This window comes from Brevibacterium sp. 91QC2O2 (genome assembly GCF_024580695.1).
GTDB lineage: Bacteria > Actinomycetota > Actinomycetes > Actinomycetales > Brevibacteriaceae > Brevibacterium > Brevibacterium moorei.
The window spans coordinates 21,585-37,728 of sequence record NZ_JANIJY010000009.1 but is presented as its reverse complement, the minus strand read 5'-3'; the positions used below and the strand labels follow the sequence as shown (position 1 = coordinate 37,728).

At 65.2% G+C, this 16,144-nt stretch carries 17 protein-coding genes; 1 reads left to right on the top strand and 16 read right to left on the bottom strand.

The annotated features are described in order from the left end of the window. The first annotated feature begins 19 nt into the window (after positions 1-19). Positions 20-715, top strand: a complete 696-nt coding sequence (gene nucS, locus NQ036_RS08640; protein WP_257047250.1) for an endonuclease NucS — start codon at positions 20-22, stop codon at positions 713-715. 59 nt (positions 716-774) lie between these two features. Here nucS and murA read toward each other — a convergent pair whose 3' ends face one another. From murA to rho, 16 genes are all read right to left on the bottom strand, one after another. Beyond that, positions 775-2,067: a UDP-N-acetylglucosamine 1-carboxyvinyltransferase gene (gene murA / locus NQ036_RS08635; protein WP_257058358.1), complete on the bottom strand. Its 1,293-nt coding sequence runs from the start codon at positions 2,065-2,067 to the stop codon at positions 775-777. Beyond that, positions 2,068-2,532 (bottom strand): DUF2550 domain-containing protein, encoded by a 465-nt coding sequence (locus tag NQ036_RS08630; RefSeq protein ID WP_257058355.1) that lies wholly within the window; start codon positions 2,530-2,532, stop codon positions 2,068-2,070. A 14-nt stretch (positions 2,533-2,546) separates the two neighbouring features. After that, on the bottom strand, positions 2,547-2,807 hold the full coding sequence (locus NQ036_RS08625) for a F0F1 ATP synthase subunit epsilon (RefSeq protein WP_257047247.1): 261 nt from the start codon (positions 2,805-2,807) through the stop codon (positions 2,547-2,549). A gap of 3 nt (positions 2,808-2,810) precedes the next feature. Further along, entirely contained in the window at positions 2,811-4,265 is a 1,455-nt protein-coding gene (atpD, locus tag NQ036_RS08620; RefSeq protein WP_257047246.1) for a F0F1 ATP synthase subunit beta, read from the bottom strand. A gap of 36 nt (positions 4,266-4,301) precedes the next feature. Then, complete coding sequence (locus NQ036_RS08615) at positions 4,302-5,228, bottom strand: F0F1 ATP synthase subunit gamma (protein WP_257047245.1); 927 nt, start codon at positions 5,226-5,228, stop codon at positions 4,302-4,304. Positions 5,229-5,264: 36 nt separating this feature from the next. Next, the gene (atpA, locus tag NQ036_RS08610; RefSeq protein WP_257047244.1) at positions 5,265-6,899 is read right to left on the bottom strand and encodes a F0F1 ATP synthase subunit alpha; all 1,635 of its coding nucleotides are present in this window, start codon (positions 6,897-6,899) and stop codon (positions 5,265-5,267) included. Positions 6,900-6,978: 79 nt separating this feature from the next. After that, the gene (locus NQ036_RS08605; RefSeq protein WP_257058352.1) at positions 6,979-7,785 is read right to left on the bottom strand and encodes a F0F1 ATP synthase subunit delta; all 807 of its coding nucleotides are present in this window, start codon (positions 7,783-7,785) and stop codon (positions 6,979-6,981) included. Beyond that, positions 7,785-8,339 (bottom strand): F0F1 ATP synthase subunit B, encoded by a 555-nt coding sequence (locus tag NQ036_RS08600; RefSeq protein WP_257047242.1) that lies wholly within the window; start codon positions 8,337-8,339, stop codon positions 7,785-7,787. Before NQ036_RS08600 ends, NQ036_RS08605 begins: the two co-directional genes overlap by 1 nt. Positions 8,340-8,361: 22 nt before the next feature. Continuing rightward, positions 8,362-8,592, bottom strand: a complete 231-nt coding sequence (gene atpE, locus NQ036_RS08595) for a F0F1 ATP synthase subunit C (RefSeq protein WP_257047241.1) — start codon at positions 8,590-8,592, stop codon at positions 8,362-8,364. A 121-nt stretch (positions 8,593-8,713) separates the two neighbouring features. Next, the gene (atpB, locus tag NQ036_RS08590; RefSeq protein ID WP_257058350.1) at positions 8,714-9,517 is read right to left on the bottom strand and encodes a F0F1 ATP synthase subunit A; all 804 of its coding nucleotides are present in this window, start codon (positions 9,515-9,517) and stop codon (positions 8,714-8,716) included. A 195-nt stretch (positions 9,518-9,712) separates the two neighbouring features. Then, complete coding sequence (locus NQ036_RS08585) at positions 9,713-10,159, bottom strand: hypothetical protein (RefSeq protein WP_257058347.1); 447 nt, start codon at positions 10,157-10,159, stop codon at positions 9,713-9,715. 2 nt (positions 10,160-10,161) lie between these two features. Next, complete coding sequence (locus NQ036_RS08580) at positions 10,162-11,283, bottom strand: MraY family glycosyltransferase (RefSeq protein WP_257047238.1); 1,122 nt, start codon at positions 11,281-11,283, stop codon at positions 10,162-10,164. A 3-nt stretch (positions 11,284-11,286) separates the two neighbouring features. Then, complete coding sequence (locus NQ036_RS08575; RefSeq protein WP_257047237.1) at positions 11,287-11,940, bottom strand: L-threonylcarbamoyladenylate synthase; 654 nt, start codon at positions 11,938-11,940, stop codon at positions 11,287-11,289. A gap of 81 nt (positions 11,941-12,021) precedes the next feature. Next, positions 12,022-12,882 carry a peptide chain release factor N(5)-glutamine methyltransferase gene (gene prmC, locus NQ036_RS08570; RefSeq protein ID WP_257058345.1) on the bottom strand — a complete coding sequence of 287 codons (861 nt, stop codon included), beginning with the start codon at positions 12,880-12,882 and terminating at the stop codon, positions 12,022-12,024. 2 nt (positions 12,883-12,884) lie between these two features. Further along, on the bottom strand, positions 12,885-13,973 hold the full coding sequence (gene prfA, locus NQ036_RS08565; protein ID WP_257047235.1) for a peptide chain release factor 1: 1,089 nt from the start codon (positions 13,971-13,973) through the stop codon (positions 12,885-12,887). After that, positions 13,973-15,886 (bottom strand): transcription termination factor Rho, encoded by a 1,914-nt coding sequence (gene rho / locus NQ036_RS08560; protein ID WP_257058342.1) that lies wholly within the window; start codon positions 15,884-15,886, stop codon positions 13,973-13,975. The genes prfA and rho overlap by 1 nt, the downstream gene beginning before the upstream one ends. Positions 15,887-16,144: the final 258 nt, after the last annotated feature.

The window sequence follows — 16,144 nt, the reverse complement described above, 5'->3', positions numbered from 1 at the left end:
TGCGGTAGAGTGGTCTGCCGTGCGTTTGGTTGTAGCGAAGTGCTCAGTTGATTATTCCGGCCGTCTGGCCGCCCATCTCCCCGCCGCGGATCGGGTCCTCATGCTCAAGGCCGATGGTTCGGTCCTGGTTCACTCCGACGGCGGCTCGTACAAGCCGCTGAACTGGATGAGCCCGCCGGCAACCGTGCGGGTCAGCGAACCGGACGCGGAACAGGCCGCCGCCGGCGCACAGGAGATCTGGCAGGTCGAGCACAAGAAGACCGGTGACAGACTGGTCATCACGATCTTCGCCGTCCATACGGACACCAGTTACGATCTCGGGGTGGATCCGGGTTTGATCAAGGACGGCGTCGAGGCCCACCTGCAGGAATTGCTGGCCGAGCACATCGAAACGCTGGGCACCGGTTTCGCAACCGTGCGCCGCGAGTACATGACGGCGATCGGACCCGTCGACATCCTGGCCAGGGACTCCGCAGGTGGCGCAGTGGCGGTGGAGATCAAGCGCCGGGGCGAAATCGACGGGGTCGAACAACTGACGCGCTACCTGGAACTGATGAACCGCGATCCGCTCCTGGCGCCGGTCGCCGGCGTCTTCGCTGCGCAGGAAATCAAACCGCAGGCCCGCACACTGGCCGAGGACCGTGGCATCCGCTGTGTGGTGCTGGACTACGATGCGCTGCGCGGGATGGACGACCCGGAGACCCGTCTCTTCTGAGGAGCCGGGCCCACGCCCCCAGCTGCGCTCTCCCCGGCCGGGGTCAGACCGTGCTCGGCTCAGTCGATGTCGAGTACGGTCGCACGCTCGATGCGCTCGATGTCGGCACCCAGGGATTTGAGCTTGTCCACGAAGAACTCATAGCCGCGGTCGATATGGCTGACCCCGGAGATCTCCGATACCCCGGTGGCGGCCAGGCCGGCAATCGCCAGTGCCGCACCGGCCCGAATGTCCGAGGCCTCCACCTCGGCACCGGAGAGTTCGGGAACCCCCGTGATGAGCGCATGATTACCGTCGACGGATACCTGTGCGCCCAGCCGGGCCAGCTCGTTGACGAACCGCCAGCGCGCCTCGAACAGGTTCTCGGTGACGTATCCCTCACCATCGGCGACCGCGTTGAGCGCGATCGCGAAGGGTTGAAGGTCGGTGGGGAATCCAGGATAGGGCAGGGTGGAGATGCGCACACTGTGTGGGCGCGTCGGTCCGGTGACCCGGAAGCCACCGCCCACGGCCTCGACCCGTTCGACCACGGCACCGGCAGTTTCGAGTTTCTCGAAGACATGCGGCAGCAGTTCGGTACCAGCGCCATGGACCTCGATCGAACCACCGGTGATAACGGCGGCGAAGGCCCACGAACCCGCCACGATCCGGTCCCCCACACAACGATGGGTCACCGGGTGCAGTTCGGAGACCCCTGAGATGGTCAGCTGGGACGTGCCGATCCCCCGGATATCCGCGCCCATTTCGACGAGCATCGTGCAGATATCGACGATTTCGGGTTCTTTGGCCGCATTGTCCAGCACGGTGGTGCCATCGGCCAGCACCGCCGCCATCACCAGGTTCTCCGTTGCTCCGACCGAGGGGAAATCAAGGTGAAAGTGCGTACCGTACAGGCCATGGGGTGCTGCCGCGACGAAGTAGCCGTGATCCAGGTGGACCTCGGCGCCCATCTCCTTCAGGCCCGCTTCATGCAGATCGAGCCCGCGCGAACCGATCGCGTCCCCGCCGGGCAGGGCGACCTGGGCCTGCCCCATCCGGCCCACCAGGGGGCCCAGCACGGAGATCGAGGCGCGCATCGCACGGACCAATTCGTAGTCCGCCCTGATCCCAGGTGCCGCGGGCACGTCGATGGAGACCTCACCGGCCTGCGCATCGTAGTCGATCGTGCAGCCCAGACGCTCGAGCAAACGGACCATGATTGTCACGTCCAGAATCGCCGGGACGTTGACGATGGTCGAGCGGCCGGGGGCCAGCAGGGTGGCGGCCATCAGCTTGAGCACGCTGTTCTTCGCACCGCGGACCTCGACCACGCCGTTCAGCCGGCAGGGCCCCGTCAACCGGAGGACCTCCATTTAAGTAAACCGTCCCATCGAATGATTGAGTCCAGGTGGCGCGGATTCCAGCCACGAGGAGAACGCCGCCAGTGGTTCACCGGCGATTGCGCAGGAAAACGTGCGGGGCGCTCCGGCGAAACCACCGGAGACGATATCGACCACGATTGCCCCGGGCTGCAGGCTCGGCTCCTCCGTCGGCTCGGGCGCGCGGCGCGCGGCGATCTCGATATCAGCGCGCGGCAGGGTCAGAGCGGGCTTGGTGTACAGCCCGAACAGCGGGAACCACTGAAAGGACTCGACGCCGAGTACGGCGAAGCCCAAACGCCAACGTGGGCGGGATTTCTCCGCGCCCACGTGCATGGTGCATTCCACAGCGCCGGGCCTTCGTGAGAGGGCCCGGCGCCGGGAAATGAGAACGGCGACGTAGACCGCTACCAGCCCTACCAACGAGAGCAGAATAATCAGTAGGTGCGTAGGGTTCACGTCGCGCGCTCTTCTTATTTGATCAGCTCGGCGGAGTCCGCGGCCACCGTGACGTCGTCACGGTTGACGGACAGGAAGCCTCCGTCCGAATGGACCTTCACCACATCGCCGGACGGAGTGGTGATCGTGACCTCGCCGGGGGCCAGAACGCCCAACACGGGCTCATGCCCCGACAGGATGCCGATCGAACCGTCCACGGTCTTCGCCGACACCCGGGTCGCCTCGCCCGACCAAACGGCGGCGTGTGCTGCGGCCACGGTGACGTTGAGAGCCATGGATCAGTTCTCCTTCTGCAGCTCGTCGTAGTTGCGCAGAACGTCTTCGATCGGCCCCACATTGAAGAAGCACTGCTCGGGAATGTGGTCGTAATCGCCGTTGCAGATGCCGTTGAAGCCGTCGATGGTGTCCTTGATGGAAACCGTCGAGCCCTCGACGCCGGTGAACTGGAGAGCGGTGTAGGTGTTCTGCGACAGGAACTGCTCGATGCGACGGGCACGGTGCACGGTGACTTTGTCCTCTTCGGACAGTTCGTCGACACCGAGGATCGCGATGATGTCCTGCAGTTCCTTGTTCTTCTGCAGGATCTGCTTGACCCTGACCGCGCAGTCGTAGTGGGCCTGGCCCACGTACAGCGGATCGAGGATGCGCGAGGTCGACGTCAGCGGGTCCACGGCCGGGTACAGACCACGCGATGCGATATCGCGGTTGAGCTCGGTCGTCGCGTCCAGGTGGGCGAAGGTCGTCGCCGGAGCCGGGTCGGTGTAGTCGTCGGCGGGAACGTAGATCGCCTGCATCGAGGTGATCGAGTGACCACGCGTCGACGTGATCCGCTCCTGCAGAACGCCCATCTCATCGGCCAGCGTCGGCTGGTAGCCCACGGCCGAGGGCATCCGGCCCAGCAGCGTCGAAACCTCGGAGCCGGCCTGGGTGAACCGGAAGATGTTGTCGATGAACAACAACACGTCCTGGTTCTGGACATCGCGGAAGTACTCCGCCATGGTCAGACCGGTCAGGGCGATGCGCAGACGGGTGCCCGGCGGTTCGTCCATCTGGCCGAAGACCAGTGCGGTCTTGTCCAGCACGCCAGACTCGTCCATTTCCATGATCAGGTCGTTGCCCTCACGGGTCCGCTCGCCGACGCCGGCGAAGACGGAGACACCGCCGTGGTCCTGGGCCACACGGGTGATCATTTCCTGGATCAGCACGGTCTTGCCGACGCCGGCGCCGCCGAACAGGCCGATCTTACCGCCCTGCACGTACGGTGTCAGCAGGTCGATGACCTTGATGCCCGTTTCGAACATCTGGGTCTTCGACTCCAGCTGGTCGAAGTTGGGCGCCTCGCGGTGGATGGACCAACGCTCGGTGATCTCGTACGGTTCGTCGATCATCGAATCGTTGAGCACGTCACCGGTGACGTTGAAGACCTTGCCCTTGGTGACATCGCCGACCGGCACCGAGATGGGTGCACCGGAGTCGACGACCTCCTGGCCGCGGACGAGGCCGTCGGTCGGCTGCAGGGAGATGGCACGGACGATGCCGTTGCCCAGCTGCAGTTCCACCTCGAAGGTGATCTTACGCGTGCCCTCGGCCAGGTCCACGTGCGTGGTCAGGGCGTTGTAGATCGAGGGAACCGCGTCGAGCGGGAACTCGATATCAACGACCGGGCCGATAACACGGGAGATCCGACCAATGGTCCCTTGGACCTGGGGGGTTTCCGAAGTTGTGGCAGTCATGTCTACTTTCTTTTCTGCTCTCTGTTACAAGCTCACTCAGTCGGCGACCCCGGACGAGGCCAGCGCATCGGCACCGCCCACGATCTCGGAGATCTCCGCCGTGATTTCCGCCTGACGCGCGTTGTTGGCCAGTCGGGTGTACGTCTTGATCAGCTCATCCGCATTGTCCACGGCGGTGTTCATGGCCTGCTGACGCGCAGCCTGCTCGCTCGCCGAGGCGTTGAGCAGTGCGGCCAGAATACGCGATTCGATGTACTTCGGCAGCAGTGCGTCCAGCACGGCCTCCGAACTCGGCTCGAATTCGTAGAGGGGGAACACCTCGCCGCCGGCCGCCGGTGCCTGATTGCCCGGAGCCTCGGGGGCGTCTACGACCTCCAGCGGCAGCAGCCGCAGGTATTCCGGGTCGTAGGCCACGCTCGACTTGAAGCGGGTGAAGACCAGGTAGAGCTCATCGACGCCGCCGCCGGCGCTGCCTGCTTCGAAAGAACCGAGCAGCGTCTGGCCGATCTCGCGGGCGTCCTCGTAGGTCGGGGTTTCGGAGATCCCGGTCCACGAGCGCTCGATGGCGCGGTCGCGGAACGTATAGTAGGTCTCCGGCTTCCGGCCGACGGTGTACAGCTTGACCTGCTTCCCCTCGGCCTGCAGCAACTCGACGAGTTCCTCGGCCTGCTTGATCACATTCGAGGAGTAGGCGCCGGCGAAACCACGGTCGGGACCCATGACGACGACAGCCGCGCTACGGACATCTTCGCGTTCCGTCGTCAACACGTGGTCCACATTCGACAGGGTCGCAACCGCCGACACCGCGCGGGTCAGGGCCTGTGCGTAGGGCGTTGAGCCCTTGACCCGCGCGATCGCCTTCTGGATCCGGGACGCAGCAATGAGCTCCATCGCCTTGAAGATCTTCCGCAAGGACGATGTGGAGCTGATCTTCGCTTTGAAGACCCTCTGCTGAGCACCCATGGAGTATTCCTTTCCTTAAGCGTCGTCGGGCAGCGCTCAGCGCTGCTTGACGATCTTCTCCTGTACGACCTCGTCCGAATCCGCGGCGTCGTGCGCCTCGGTTCCGGCTTGGACGCCAGTGGAGGATCCGGCCTGGAACTCCTTCTTGAAGTCCGTCACCGCGGTCTTGAGCTGGTCGATCAGATCACCGGACAGCTTGTCCTTGAGATCGCGGATGGTCTCCAGCAGATCCGTCTTGCGCTCCAGGTAGGCATGGAATTCCGCCTCGAAGCGCAGCACGTCGTCGACCGCCACGTCATCCAGGTAGCCTTCCGAACCGGCCCACACGGACACGGTCTGCTTCTCGGCGGGCATCGGGGTGAACTGACCCTGCTTGAGCAGTTCCATCAGACGGGCACCGCGTTCCAGCTGCTGCTTGGTCGCCGGGTCCAGATCGGACGCGAACATCGCGAAGGCCTCGAGCGAACGGTACTGGGCCAGCGAGATCTTCAGCGTGCCGGACACACCGCGCAGCGGCTTGGTCTGGGCCGAACCGCCAACACGCGAAACCGAGACGCCCACGTCGACCGCAGGACGCTGGTTGGCGTTGAACAGGTCCGACTGCAGGAAGATCTGGCCGTCGGTGATGGAGATGACGTTGGTGGGGATGAACGCACCCACGTCGTTCGCCTTCGTCTCGATGATCGGCAGACCGGTCATCGAACCGCCACCCAGTTCGTCCGACAGCTTCGCGCAGCGTTCCAGCAGGCGGGAGTGCAGGTAGAAGACGTCGCCGGGGTATGCCTCACGGCCCGGCGGGCGACGCAGCAGCAGTGAAATGGCACGGTAGGCCTCGGCCTGCTTGGACAGATCGTCGAAGACGATGAGGACGTGCTTGCCCTCGTACATCCAGTGCTGGCCGATCGCGGAGCCCGCGTAGGGCGCCAGGTACTTGAAACCGGCGGGGTCGGAGGCCGGGGAGGCGACGATGGTCGTGTACTCCATTGCGCCGGCCTCTTCGAGGTCGCGCTTCACGGAGGCGATCGTCGAGCCCTTCTGACCACAGGCGACGTAGATGCAGCGGACCTGCTTCTTCGGATCGCCCGACTCCCAGTTGGCCTTCTGGTTGATGATCGTGTCGAGCGCGATGGCGGTCTTACCCGTCTTGCGGTCGCCGATGATCAGCTGACGCTGACCACGGCCGATCGGAATCATCGCGTCGATGGCCTTCAGACCCGTCTGCAGCGGTTCCTTGACCTCTTTACGGCTCATCACGTTGGGAGCCTGCAGCTCCAGCTCGCGATGTCCCTCGGCGACGATCTCGCCGAGTCCGTCGATCGGGGCGCCCAGCGGGTCCACGACGCGGCCCAGGAAGTTGTCGCCGACCGGCACGGAGAGCACTTCCCCGGTACGGTAGACTTCCTGCTCTTCCGCGATCGTCGAGAACTCACCCAGCACGACGACGCCGATCTCGCGTTCGTCGAGGTTCTGGGCCAGACCCAGCGTCCCGTCCTGGAAGCGCAGCAGCTCATTGGCCATTGCGCCGGGCAGACCGGAAACGGTGGCAATACCGTCACCGGCGGTGACGACCTTGCCGACCTCTGTCTTGTCTGCGGCCTGCGGCGAGTACGTGTCCACGAACTTGCCCAGGGCGTCCCGGATCTCCTCCGGGCGAATTGTCAGTTCCGCCATTGCGGTTTCCCTGCTTCCTTTACGTGTGTTGCGTGCGACCGTACGCGCGGCCGCGGATCAGCGTCTATTACGTGCGGTATCAGCTGGCCAGACGGCGTTTCAGTTCGGCCAAGCGGTCCTGGATCGTCGAGCTGATGACCTCGTCGCCCACCTGGACCCGCACGCCGCCGACCACGGTCGGATCGACCTTGACGTTGAGTGCGAGTTCACGACCGTAGGACTTGCCCAGTGCCGCGGCAAGCTTCTCGGCCTGGCCCGCGTCCAGCGGTTTGGCAACGGTGACATCGGCGACCGAACGGGCCTGTCGGGCCGCCAGCACCGCGCTGTACGATTCGAGGACCTCCACCACGCGTTTGCCGCGCGGGTGGGCCACCGCCTGCTTGACCAGGCTCAGCGACTCGGAGGCCACCTTGCCGGCCAGCAGGGCATCCAACAGGCCGAACTTGGCGTCGAGCCCCGCGGTCGATTCCACCGCGCGATCCAGGTCGTGGTCCGCGGCGAGCAGCCGGGTGAAGCGGAAGACCTCTTCTTCCACGGTACCCAGCGCACCCCGTGCCTGCGCCGAGGCGGCCAGGCACGTGATACCGGACTGTTCCAAACCGGTCAGCAGGTCCTGCGCGCGCACCCAGCGCAGTGCAACGATCTGCTTCGCCAGGCCAAGCGCGTCTGCCGTGACAACGGAGGAGAACAACGAGTCCAACAGACCGTTCTTCGCGTCCACCGTCAGCGCGGCGTCGGCCAGAGAACGACGCAGCGCGTAGTTCTCCGCCAGCACGCCCACAATGCCCAGCAGATCCTGGCCCAGAGCTGCGGGGTCGCCCGCTTCGATCCGGGCCGAGGCCTGCTCAAGCGCCGTGGTCAGAGAGTTCCTGCTTGACTGCAACATCACTCATCACCGGAGACCTTCGCCGGAGTCTGGGCATCCAGATCGGCGATGAAACGATCGACGACGGCAGCCGACTTGGCATCGTCTGCCAAGGACTCGCCGACGATCTTGCTGGCGAGATCCGTGGCCAGAGTGCCGACCTCACTGCGGAGTGAAACCAGTGCGGCCTGACGCTCGGCCTCGATCTGGGCCTTGGCGTTCTCGGTGATACGATCGGCTTCCGCGCTCGCGCGGTCCTTGAGTTCCGCACGGATCTTCTCACCGTCGGCCCGGGCCTCTTCGCGCAGTCGCGCGGCTTCGGCCCGTCCTTCGTTGAGCTGCTGCTGGTACTCCTGGAGAGCGGCATCGGCCTCTGCCTGAACCTTCTCCGCCTTTTCAATTCCACCCTGAATGCGCGCTGCGCGTTCGTCCAGGGTCTTCTTGAACGAGGGAATGACGAACTTCCACACGATCAAGAAAAGGACGATGAAGATTACCGCACTCCAGACGATGTCGTAGACGGCGGGAATCAGCGGGTTCTGCGCTTCTTCCGCGGCCAAAATCATCGGAGTCATTTACGGTTTGTCCTAACTCTTATTACGGCAGGAAGAAGGGGGTGGCGATGCCGATCAGAGCCAGGGCTTCAATCAGGGCGATACCGATGAACATGAGGCCGCGCAGCTGGCCGGCCATTTCGGGCTGGCGGGCGGTGCCCTCGATGGTCTTACCGATGACGAGGCCGACACCGATGCCGGGGCCGATGGCCGCGAGGCCGTAGCCAACGGTCGAAAGCGAACCGTTCACTGCTGCTTCAGCGAGAATATCCACGTTGGATGTTTCCTTTCGGTTTGGACTCCGGAGGCTTACCGGAGCGAGTAACGTCGAGCGTTACAGATCTATGGGCCGGACCTTGTCCGACGGCTGACCGGGGTCGCATGGACCCGCGGGGTCAGTGCTCGTCGGAGATGGCCTGGTTGATGTAGACGGCGGCGAGCAGGGCGAAGATGTACGCCTGCAGGACCGCGATCAGAATTTCGAGGAGGGTGACGAAGAATCCGCCCAGGATGGTGACGACGCCGAAGACCTTGAAGCCCAGCGAGGCGTCGAAGAAGAAGAACCAAGTCGCCGAGAAGCACAGCACCAACAGCAGGTGGCCGACGATCATGTTGCACAGCAGTCGCAGCGTCAGCGTGAAGGGCTGGATGACGAACTTGGTGAGGAACTCGATCGGGATCATCAGCACGTGCAGCGGCCACGGCACACCGGGCAGGATCAGGGAGTCCTTCAGATAGCCGCCCAGGCCCTTCGCCTGGATACCGGCGATGTGGTAGGTGAAGTACACGACCAGGGCCAGCACCAGCGGCACGCCGATGACCGAGGCGCCGGAGATGTTGAGGAACGGAATGAAGCCGGTGACGTTCAGCCCGAGGACCATGAAGAAGATGGTGGCGATGACGGGAAGGAACTTCTCCCCGTTCTTCTTGCCCATCGTGTCCTGCGCGATACCGACGCGCACGAAGTCCCAGAGCATTTCCATGCAGGACTGGAAGCGTCCGGGGACCAGCTTCATCTTGCGCGTGCCCAGGAACAGCAACAGCCCGATGGCGATGGCACCGACCAAACGGACCAGACCGACGCGGTTGAGTTCGAAGGGGGTACCGGTGAACAGTACGCCGCCGGGGAAGAACTCACTGATGGCCGGCGCATGGAACTCCGCCAGAACTGTCATATTGCTCGCGATCGACAAATCCACTTTACGGTTAATCTCCCGGTATCAGGCCCGTCGACTTCGACGTGGCGGGCCTTGGTGGCACCCGACCGCGGTCACCCGCGGGAGGTGGTATGGCTGGTGCGTATGCGGATCTCCGCTACACACCGTAGAAACTCTACCAATTTACATGTTGAGTTCACAACTTGTTCTCAACACTTGGATGAGGTGACCCTGCTCTCAGTGGGCGTCCCGCCCCGCCTCGGGATCGACATAGGGAACACGGGCCTTGAGCATGGTGAGGACTTCCAACACGGTGGTCAGCAGGACCGCGGCGATGATGGTGAAGAAGGCGACGGGCCCGGACAGCCACTGTGCGTCCTTGATCGCCCAGATCATGATCATCAGGATGAACGCCTTGACGATGAAGGCCAGACCCAGCAGGCCACCCAGGATTCCCACGTCCAGGTCACGTCCGAAGTACATGATGACGACGCTGAGCAGCAGGAACACGGCGGCGATTCCCGCGCCGATCCCGGCTCCGGCCAATCCACGGGAACCGGCGAACAGGCCGCCCAGGGCCAGTGAGGCCACGGCCACGACGACCTCGATGAGGACGGCGCGCAACACCAGGGTACGCAGCACCGCACGCCAGCGTGACTGGACTTCGGTTTCGTTCTTCGGCATTCTCAGGAGTCCTTTCGGGCCAGGGCGCGTGCCACGCGCCTGCGCCGCAATAACGGGTAGAAGGTCAACAGCAGCGTCGCCAACAGGGCTATCACCAGTCCGGCGACCACATATCGTACGTCGAACAGCAGGAAGGCGACGCAGCCATAGGCGACCACGGCGGTCCACAGGTACATGATGAGCACGGCATGGGCATGGCTGTGCCCCAATCGCAGCATTCTGTGGTGCAGATGTTTGGCGTCGGCGGTGAAGGGAGACTTGCCCGCCGCCATCCGGCGCACCACCGCCAACAGCAGATCGATCAGCGGCAGCGCCATCACCGCCAGCGGAAGCAGGATCGGCAGATAGGTCGGCAGCGCCCTGGTACTGGCCAGCGCGGCAGGGTCCACCTGCCCGGTGACCCTGATCGTCGAAGCCGCGAGCAACAGGCCGATGAGCATCGAGCCAGAGTCCCCCATGAAGATTCGCGAGGGATTGAAGTTGTGGGGAAGGAAACCGATGCACGCGCCGATCAGCACGGAGATGATGAGCGAGGCGAGGTTGGCGTAGCTGTCCACCGCTGTGGCCCTGGCCAGCATGTACGAGTACACGAAGAATGCCGAACCGCCGATCGTCACCACCCCGGCGGCCAGTCCATCGAGCCCGTCGACGAAGTTCACCGCGTTGATCGTCACAAGGACCACGAGCACGGTCAGCACCAGGGACATCCTGCTCGACCCGATGATCACCGAGTTGAAGGGAATGGACAGCAGTGCCACCCCATTGAGCGCCATAAAGCCCGCGGCAATGGTCTGACCGGCCAGTTTGGTCAACCAGTGCAGGTCCCAGATGTCGTCGATGACGCCCAACAGGCACAACAGTGCTGCCGCGCCGGCGACACCGATAACGGGCCCCGGAGCCTCGAACAGGTCCTCCAGGAAGGGCGTGCAGCTGGCCATCAGCAGGCCCACCATCACACCGCAGAAGATCGCCACCCCGCCCAGTCTGGGCGTCGGCACGGAGTGGACGTCGCGGGCGCGCAGCGCCGCGAAGATCTGCCCGCGTTCGGCGACCCGCCTGACCATCGGGGTGACGAGATAGGAGACGATCGCCGAGACGAAGACGATGAACAGATATGCGCGCACGGATCAGCTGTGGTCGAGATCGAGCAGCTCGGGCACGATGGCCTTGAGCGCATCGTAGGAAATCGGGCCGGTGCGCACAATGCGCGGAGGGACCGCGGTCATGTCGACGATCGTCGAGGATCCCTGGCCGGCCACGGGTCCGGCATCCAGGTAGAGCGAGACCTTGTCGCCCAGCATCTCCTGGGCCCGTCCGATTTCCTCGGCGGCGGGATCACCCGAGGTATTGGCCGAGGACACCGCCAATGGTCCCGTTTTGGCCAGCAGTTCGAGGGTTAGTTCGTGGTCGGGCATGCGCAGCGCCACGGTCCCGTGGGTCTCGCCGAGGTCCCACTGCAGGGCGGGCTGGGCATTGCAGATGATCGTCAGGGCGCCCGGCCAGAATTCCTCGGCCAGGGCGATCGTCTGTTCGGTCAGGCCCTCTGTCAGCGCGTAGAGCGTATCGACCGATGGCACCAGCACGGGCGGGGGCATATCGCGGCCGCGGCCCTTGGCCAGCAGCAGATCCCGCACCCCGGCCGGCGAGAAGGCGTCTGCCGCGATTCCGTAGACGGTATCCGTCGGGACAACCAGCAGTTCCTCATCGCGGACGGTGCGCACGGCCTCGCTCAGGACCAGGTCGCGGATATCATCGTTGCGCAGATCGTAAGTGCGCGCCACAGTTATACATCCTCCAGTCGTGTGCCGGGCGTCCCTCCGGCGTCCACTGTGTTGTGGGCACCGCGCCTCCCGGATCGCCGCTCAGACCGGGGCGCACCCGGTCGTGAAACGGCTCCTCCCAGTGTAGTCGGCATGCGTGGTCACCTGGACGAAGCCCGCCGAAACGTAGGCATCCGCCACTGCCCTGGCCTGTTCCTCTGCGTGTTCCATCGCGAAAAACCCGCCGGGGCGCAGCAGTGTGCGCGCACGCGGAATCAACCGCAGGGGGAAGTCCAGGCCGTCTTCGCCCCCGCCGAACAGCGCCAGGGCCGGATCGCTCGCAGCGACCTCGGCGGTGACCCTGCCTGCCGGCACATAGGGTGGATTGGATACGACTGCGTCGAAGGGTCCACCCGCGTAGGTCAGCGCATCCCCGGCCACGATCTCGACAGAGGAGTCCCCCATGCCCTCGAACGCGGCCGCCAGATTGCGCCGCGTGTACTCCAGGGCCGCGGGCGAAAGCTCCACCGCGGTCACCGCCGCGGCCTCGAGTTCGCCGGCCAGTGCTAACGCGATCGCCCCACTGCCCGCACACAGATCGGCGATCGCAGGGGATGCCAGATGTTCCCCGGCACACCAGTCGAGGACCGCCTGGACCAGCAGTTCCGTCTCCGGGCGTGGGATGAAGACCCCCGGGCCGACCGTGAGTTCCGAATAGCGGAAGGGCGCGGTGCCGGCAATGTACTGCACGGGTTCACCATGCTCCCGACGGCCCAGATAGCCGGTGAACGCGGTCACCACGGGATCGGGGACCGGTTCGCCCAGGAGACGGGCGCGGTCCAGGCCGTGCCCGTCACGGTCCCAGGCGTGCGCCAGCAGCAACCGTGCATCCGCGGGTCCGGACGGGTGCCCGGCAGCGGCCAGGCGTTCGGCTCCGGCGGCCAGCAGTGTGCCGACGTCCACGCTCAGCCGATCGATTCCAGCCGCGCGGCGCGTTCGGACGCGCGCAGGGATTCCACGACCTCGTCCAGGCGCCCGTCGAGCACCTGATCGAGGTTGTAGGCCTTATAACCCGTCCGGTGGTCGGTGATCCGATTCTCCGGGAAGTTATAAGTCCGGATCCGCTCCGAGCGATCCACCGTGCGGACCTGTGAGCGCCGCTGGTCGTTCGCCGCGGCGGCCGCCTCCTCCGCCTGTTTGGCCAGCAGACGGGCCCGCAGGATGCGCAGCGCCGCCTCCTTGTTCTGCAACTGGGACTTCTCGTTCTGGCAGCTGGCCACGATCCCCGTGGGCAGGTGGGTGATGCGCACGGCGGAGTCCGTCGTGTTCACCGACTGCCCGCCGGGTCCAGAGGACCGGTAGACGTCGACGCGCAGATCGTTCGGATCGATCTGCACCTCATCGGGTTCGTCCACTTCGGGGAACACCAGCACCCCGGCCGCCGAGGTGTGGATCCGGCCCTGCGATTCCGTCACCGGAACGCGCTGCACCCGGTGAACGCCACCCTCGTACTTCGTCCAGCCGTAGACCCCGCCGTCCTTGGACTTCACGGCCAGCTGGATGTCCTTGTACCCGCCGAGCGCGGATTCGGTCGAATCGAGCACCTCGGTCGACCAGCCGCGGTGCTCGGCCCAGCGCTGGTACATCCGCACCAGGTCGCCGGCGAACAGGGCGGATTCCTCTCCGCCCTCCCCCGCCTTGACCTCGATGATCGCGTCGCGCGCATCATCGGGGTCGCGCGGGACCAACAGATCGCGCAGGTGCGCGAGCAGCCGCTCCGACTCCTCTGCCAGGGCCTCGGCCTCCGCGGCGAACGCCGGATCCTCGGCGGCCAGTTCCCTGGCCGCCTCTATGTCATCGTCCACCGCGTGCAGCCGATGATAGGTCTTGGCGATCTGGTCCAGTTCGGCATACCGCCTGCTGAGCTTGCGGGCCCGGCCGGCATTGGCGTGCACGGCCGGGTCGGCGAGCTCCGATTCGATCCGGGAGTGTTCGTCCAGCAATGACCGGACACTGGTCTCCAGGGATTCGAGATCGCCCTGCCCGGTGCTCATCAGTCGTCCGTCGCCGACTTCGGCAGCGGCGTCGTCTTCTGTACCTGCAGCAGGAATTCGGCGTTGGAGCCGGTTTCCTTGAGCTTCGAGATGAGCAGTTCGATGGCCTGCTGCTGTTCCAGTCCGGACAGCAGGCGGCGCAGCTGCCACATCACCTTGGTCTCGGTGGGCGTCATGAGGTTCTCCTCGCGGCGGGTCCCGGAACCGTTGACGTCGATGGCGGGGAAGATGCGCTTATCGGCCAGCTGGCGCGACAGGCGCAGTTCCATATTGCCGGTGCCCTTGAACTCCTCGAAGATGACCTCGTCCATCTTCGACCCGGTCTCCACCAGTGCGGTCGCCAGGATCGTCAGAGAACCGCCGCCTTCGATATTGCGCGCTGCGCCGAAGAACTTCTTGGGCGGGTAGAGCGCATTGGCATCCACACCACCGGAGAGGATCCGGCCCGAGGCCGGCTGGGCCAGGTTGTAGGCGCGGCCCAGGCGGGTCAGGTTGTCCAGCAGCACGACGACGTCCTTGCCCATCTCCACCAGGCGCTTGGCCCGCTCGATGGCCAGTTCGGCGATGGTCGTGTGGTCGTCGGCCGGCCGATCGAAGGTCGAGGCGATGACCTCGCCCTTGACGGCCCGCTGCATGTCGGTGACCTCTTCGGGGCGTTCGTCGACGAGCACGACCATCAGGTGGACCTCGGGATTGTTCGAGGTAATCGCATTGGCGATCTGCTGCATGATGGTGGTCTTGCCGGCCTTGGGCGGGGCGACGATCAGGCCGCGCTGCCCCTTGCCGATCGGGGACACCAGATCGATCAGCCGGGTGCTCAAACCCTTCGAGGTGGTCTCCAGGCGCAGCCGCTCCTGCGGGTACAGCGGAGTCAGCTTGCCGAATTCCACGCGGCGCTTGGCGTCTTCGGGATTGAGTCCGTTGACGCTGTCCAGGCGCACCAGGGCGTCGAACTTCTCCCGCTTGCCGCTGCGTTCGCCCTCGCGGGCCTGGCGGATCGCGCCGACGATCGCATCGCCCTTGCGCAGTCCATTGCGCTTGACCATGTTCGCCGAGACGTAGACGTCACCGGAGCCGGGCAGGTAGCCCGAGGTGCGCAGGAACGCGTAGTTGTCGTGCACGTCGAGGATGCCGCCGACGGGGATGAGCACGTCATCGGGCCGGATGTCCTCATCGCCGCGCTCGCGGCGGTTACCGCGCTTGCGATCGTTGCGGCCCCGGTTGCGTCCGCGGCGATCGTCGTCGCGGTCGTTGTTGTGCCCGTTGCCGCGCTCATTGCGGTCCCCACGGTCGTTGCGGTCTCCGCGCTCATTGCGGTCATTGTCCCGGCGATTGCGGCCGTTGCCGCGCTCGTGGCGGTTGCGCGGCGCTTCCTCGGCGGGCTTGTCGGCCTCGGCCTGCGCGGCTTCCTGCTTCGCGGGCTCGGTCTTGGCCTCCTGGCGCCCTGCATCCTCGCGGCGGTCGCGGCCGTTGCGACTGCGCGAACGGCGGCCGCGCTGCGTGTCCTCGGTGGGCTGGGCGGGCTCTGCCGGGGCTTCGGATTCGGCCACGGCTGCGGGCGCGGCTTCGGCGGCCGGAGCCTCCTTGGCCGACTGCCGGGGCTTGCGCGCGCGGGTCGGCGCTCCCTCGACGGGTTCGGCGTCGGACTGCGGCTGTGCGGCCTCGGCCTGAGCCGGCTTGCGCTCGGCCCGCTTCGGGGCGGCCTGCTTGGCGGGTGCCTGCGCCGCCGGAGCGGAGGTCTGCTGGGGCTTGGCGCCGGAATTGGCAACCTGGATCGCGGCGATGAGTTCGCCCTTGCGCAGGCGGCGGTATCCCTTGATGCCGAGGCCGGCGGCGATTTCCTGCAGCTGCGGCAGGCGCAGCCCGGTCAGGCTGCCCGTGGGCGCGGATTCGGCATGAGTAGCTTCTGTCACGAAGGTTTCCTTCTCCCTCGTAGGCCGTCGCCCGCAACATATGGCCGGGCACGGCGGTGGACTCCACGCGTAATGCGTGATTGTGAGAATGGTTTGGAACATGGGTCATGTTCGAAACGCTAAGAGAAGTTCCCGTACGCCGGGCGAAAGTACCGTGGCAGAAACAACGGGGCTTGAAAGGGCTCATCCGTAGATCTTCGACGGGAACGCTATAAGTTTAACGCCTCTTGCGCCGAATAGGCGAATCGCGGTCATCAC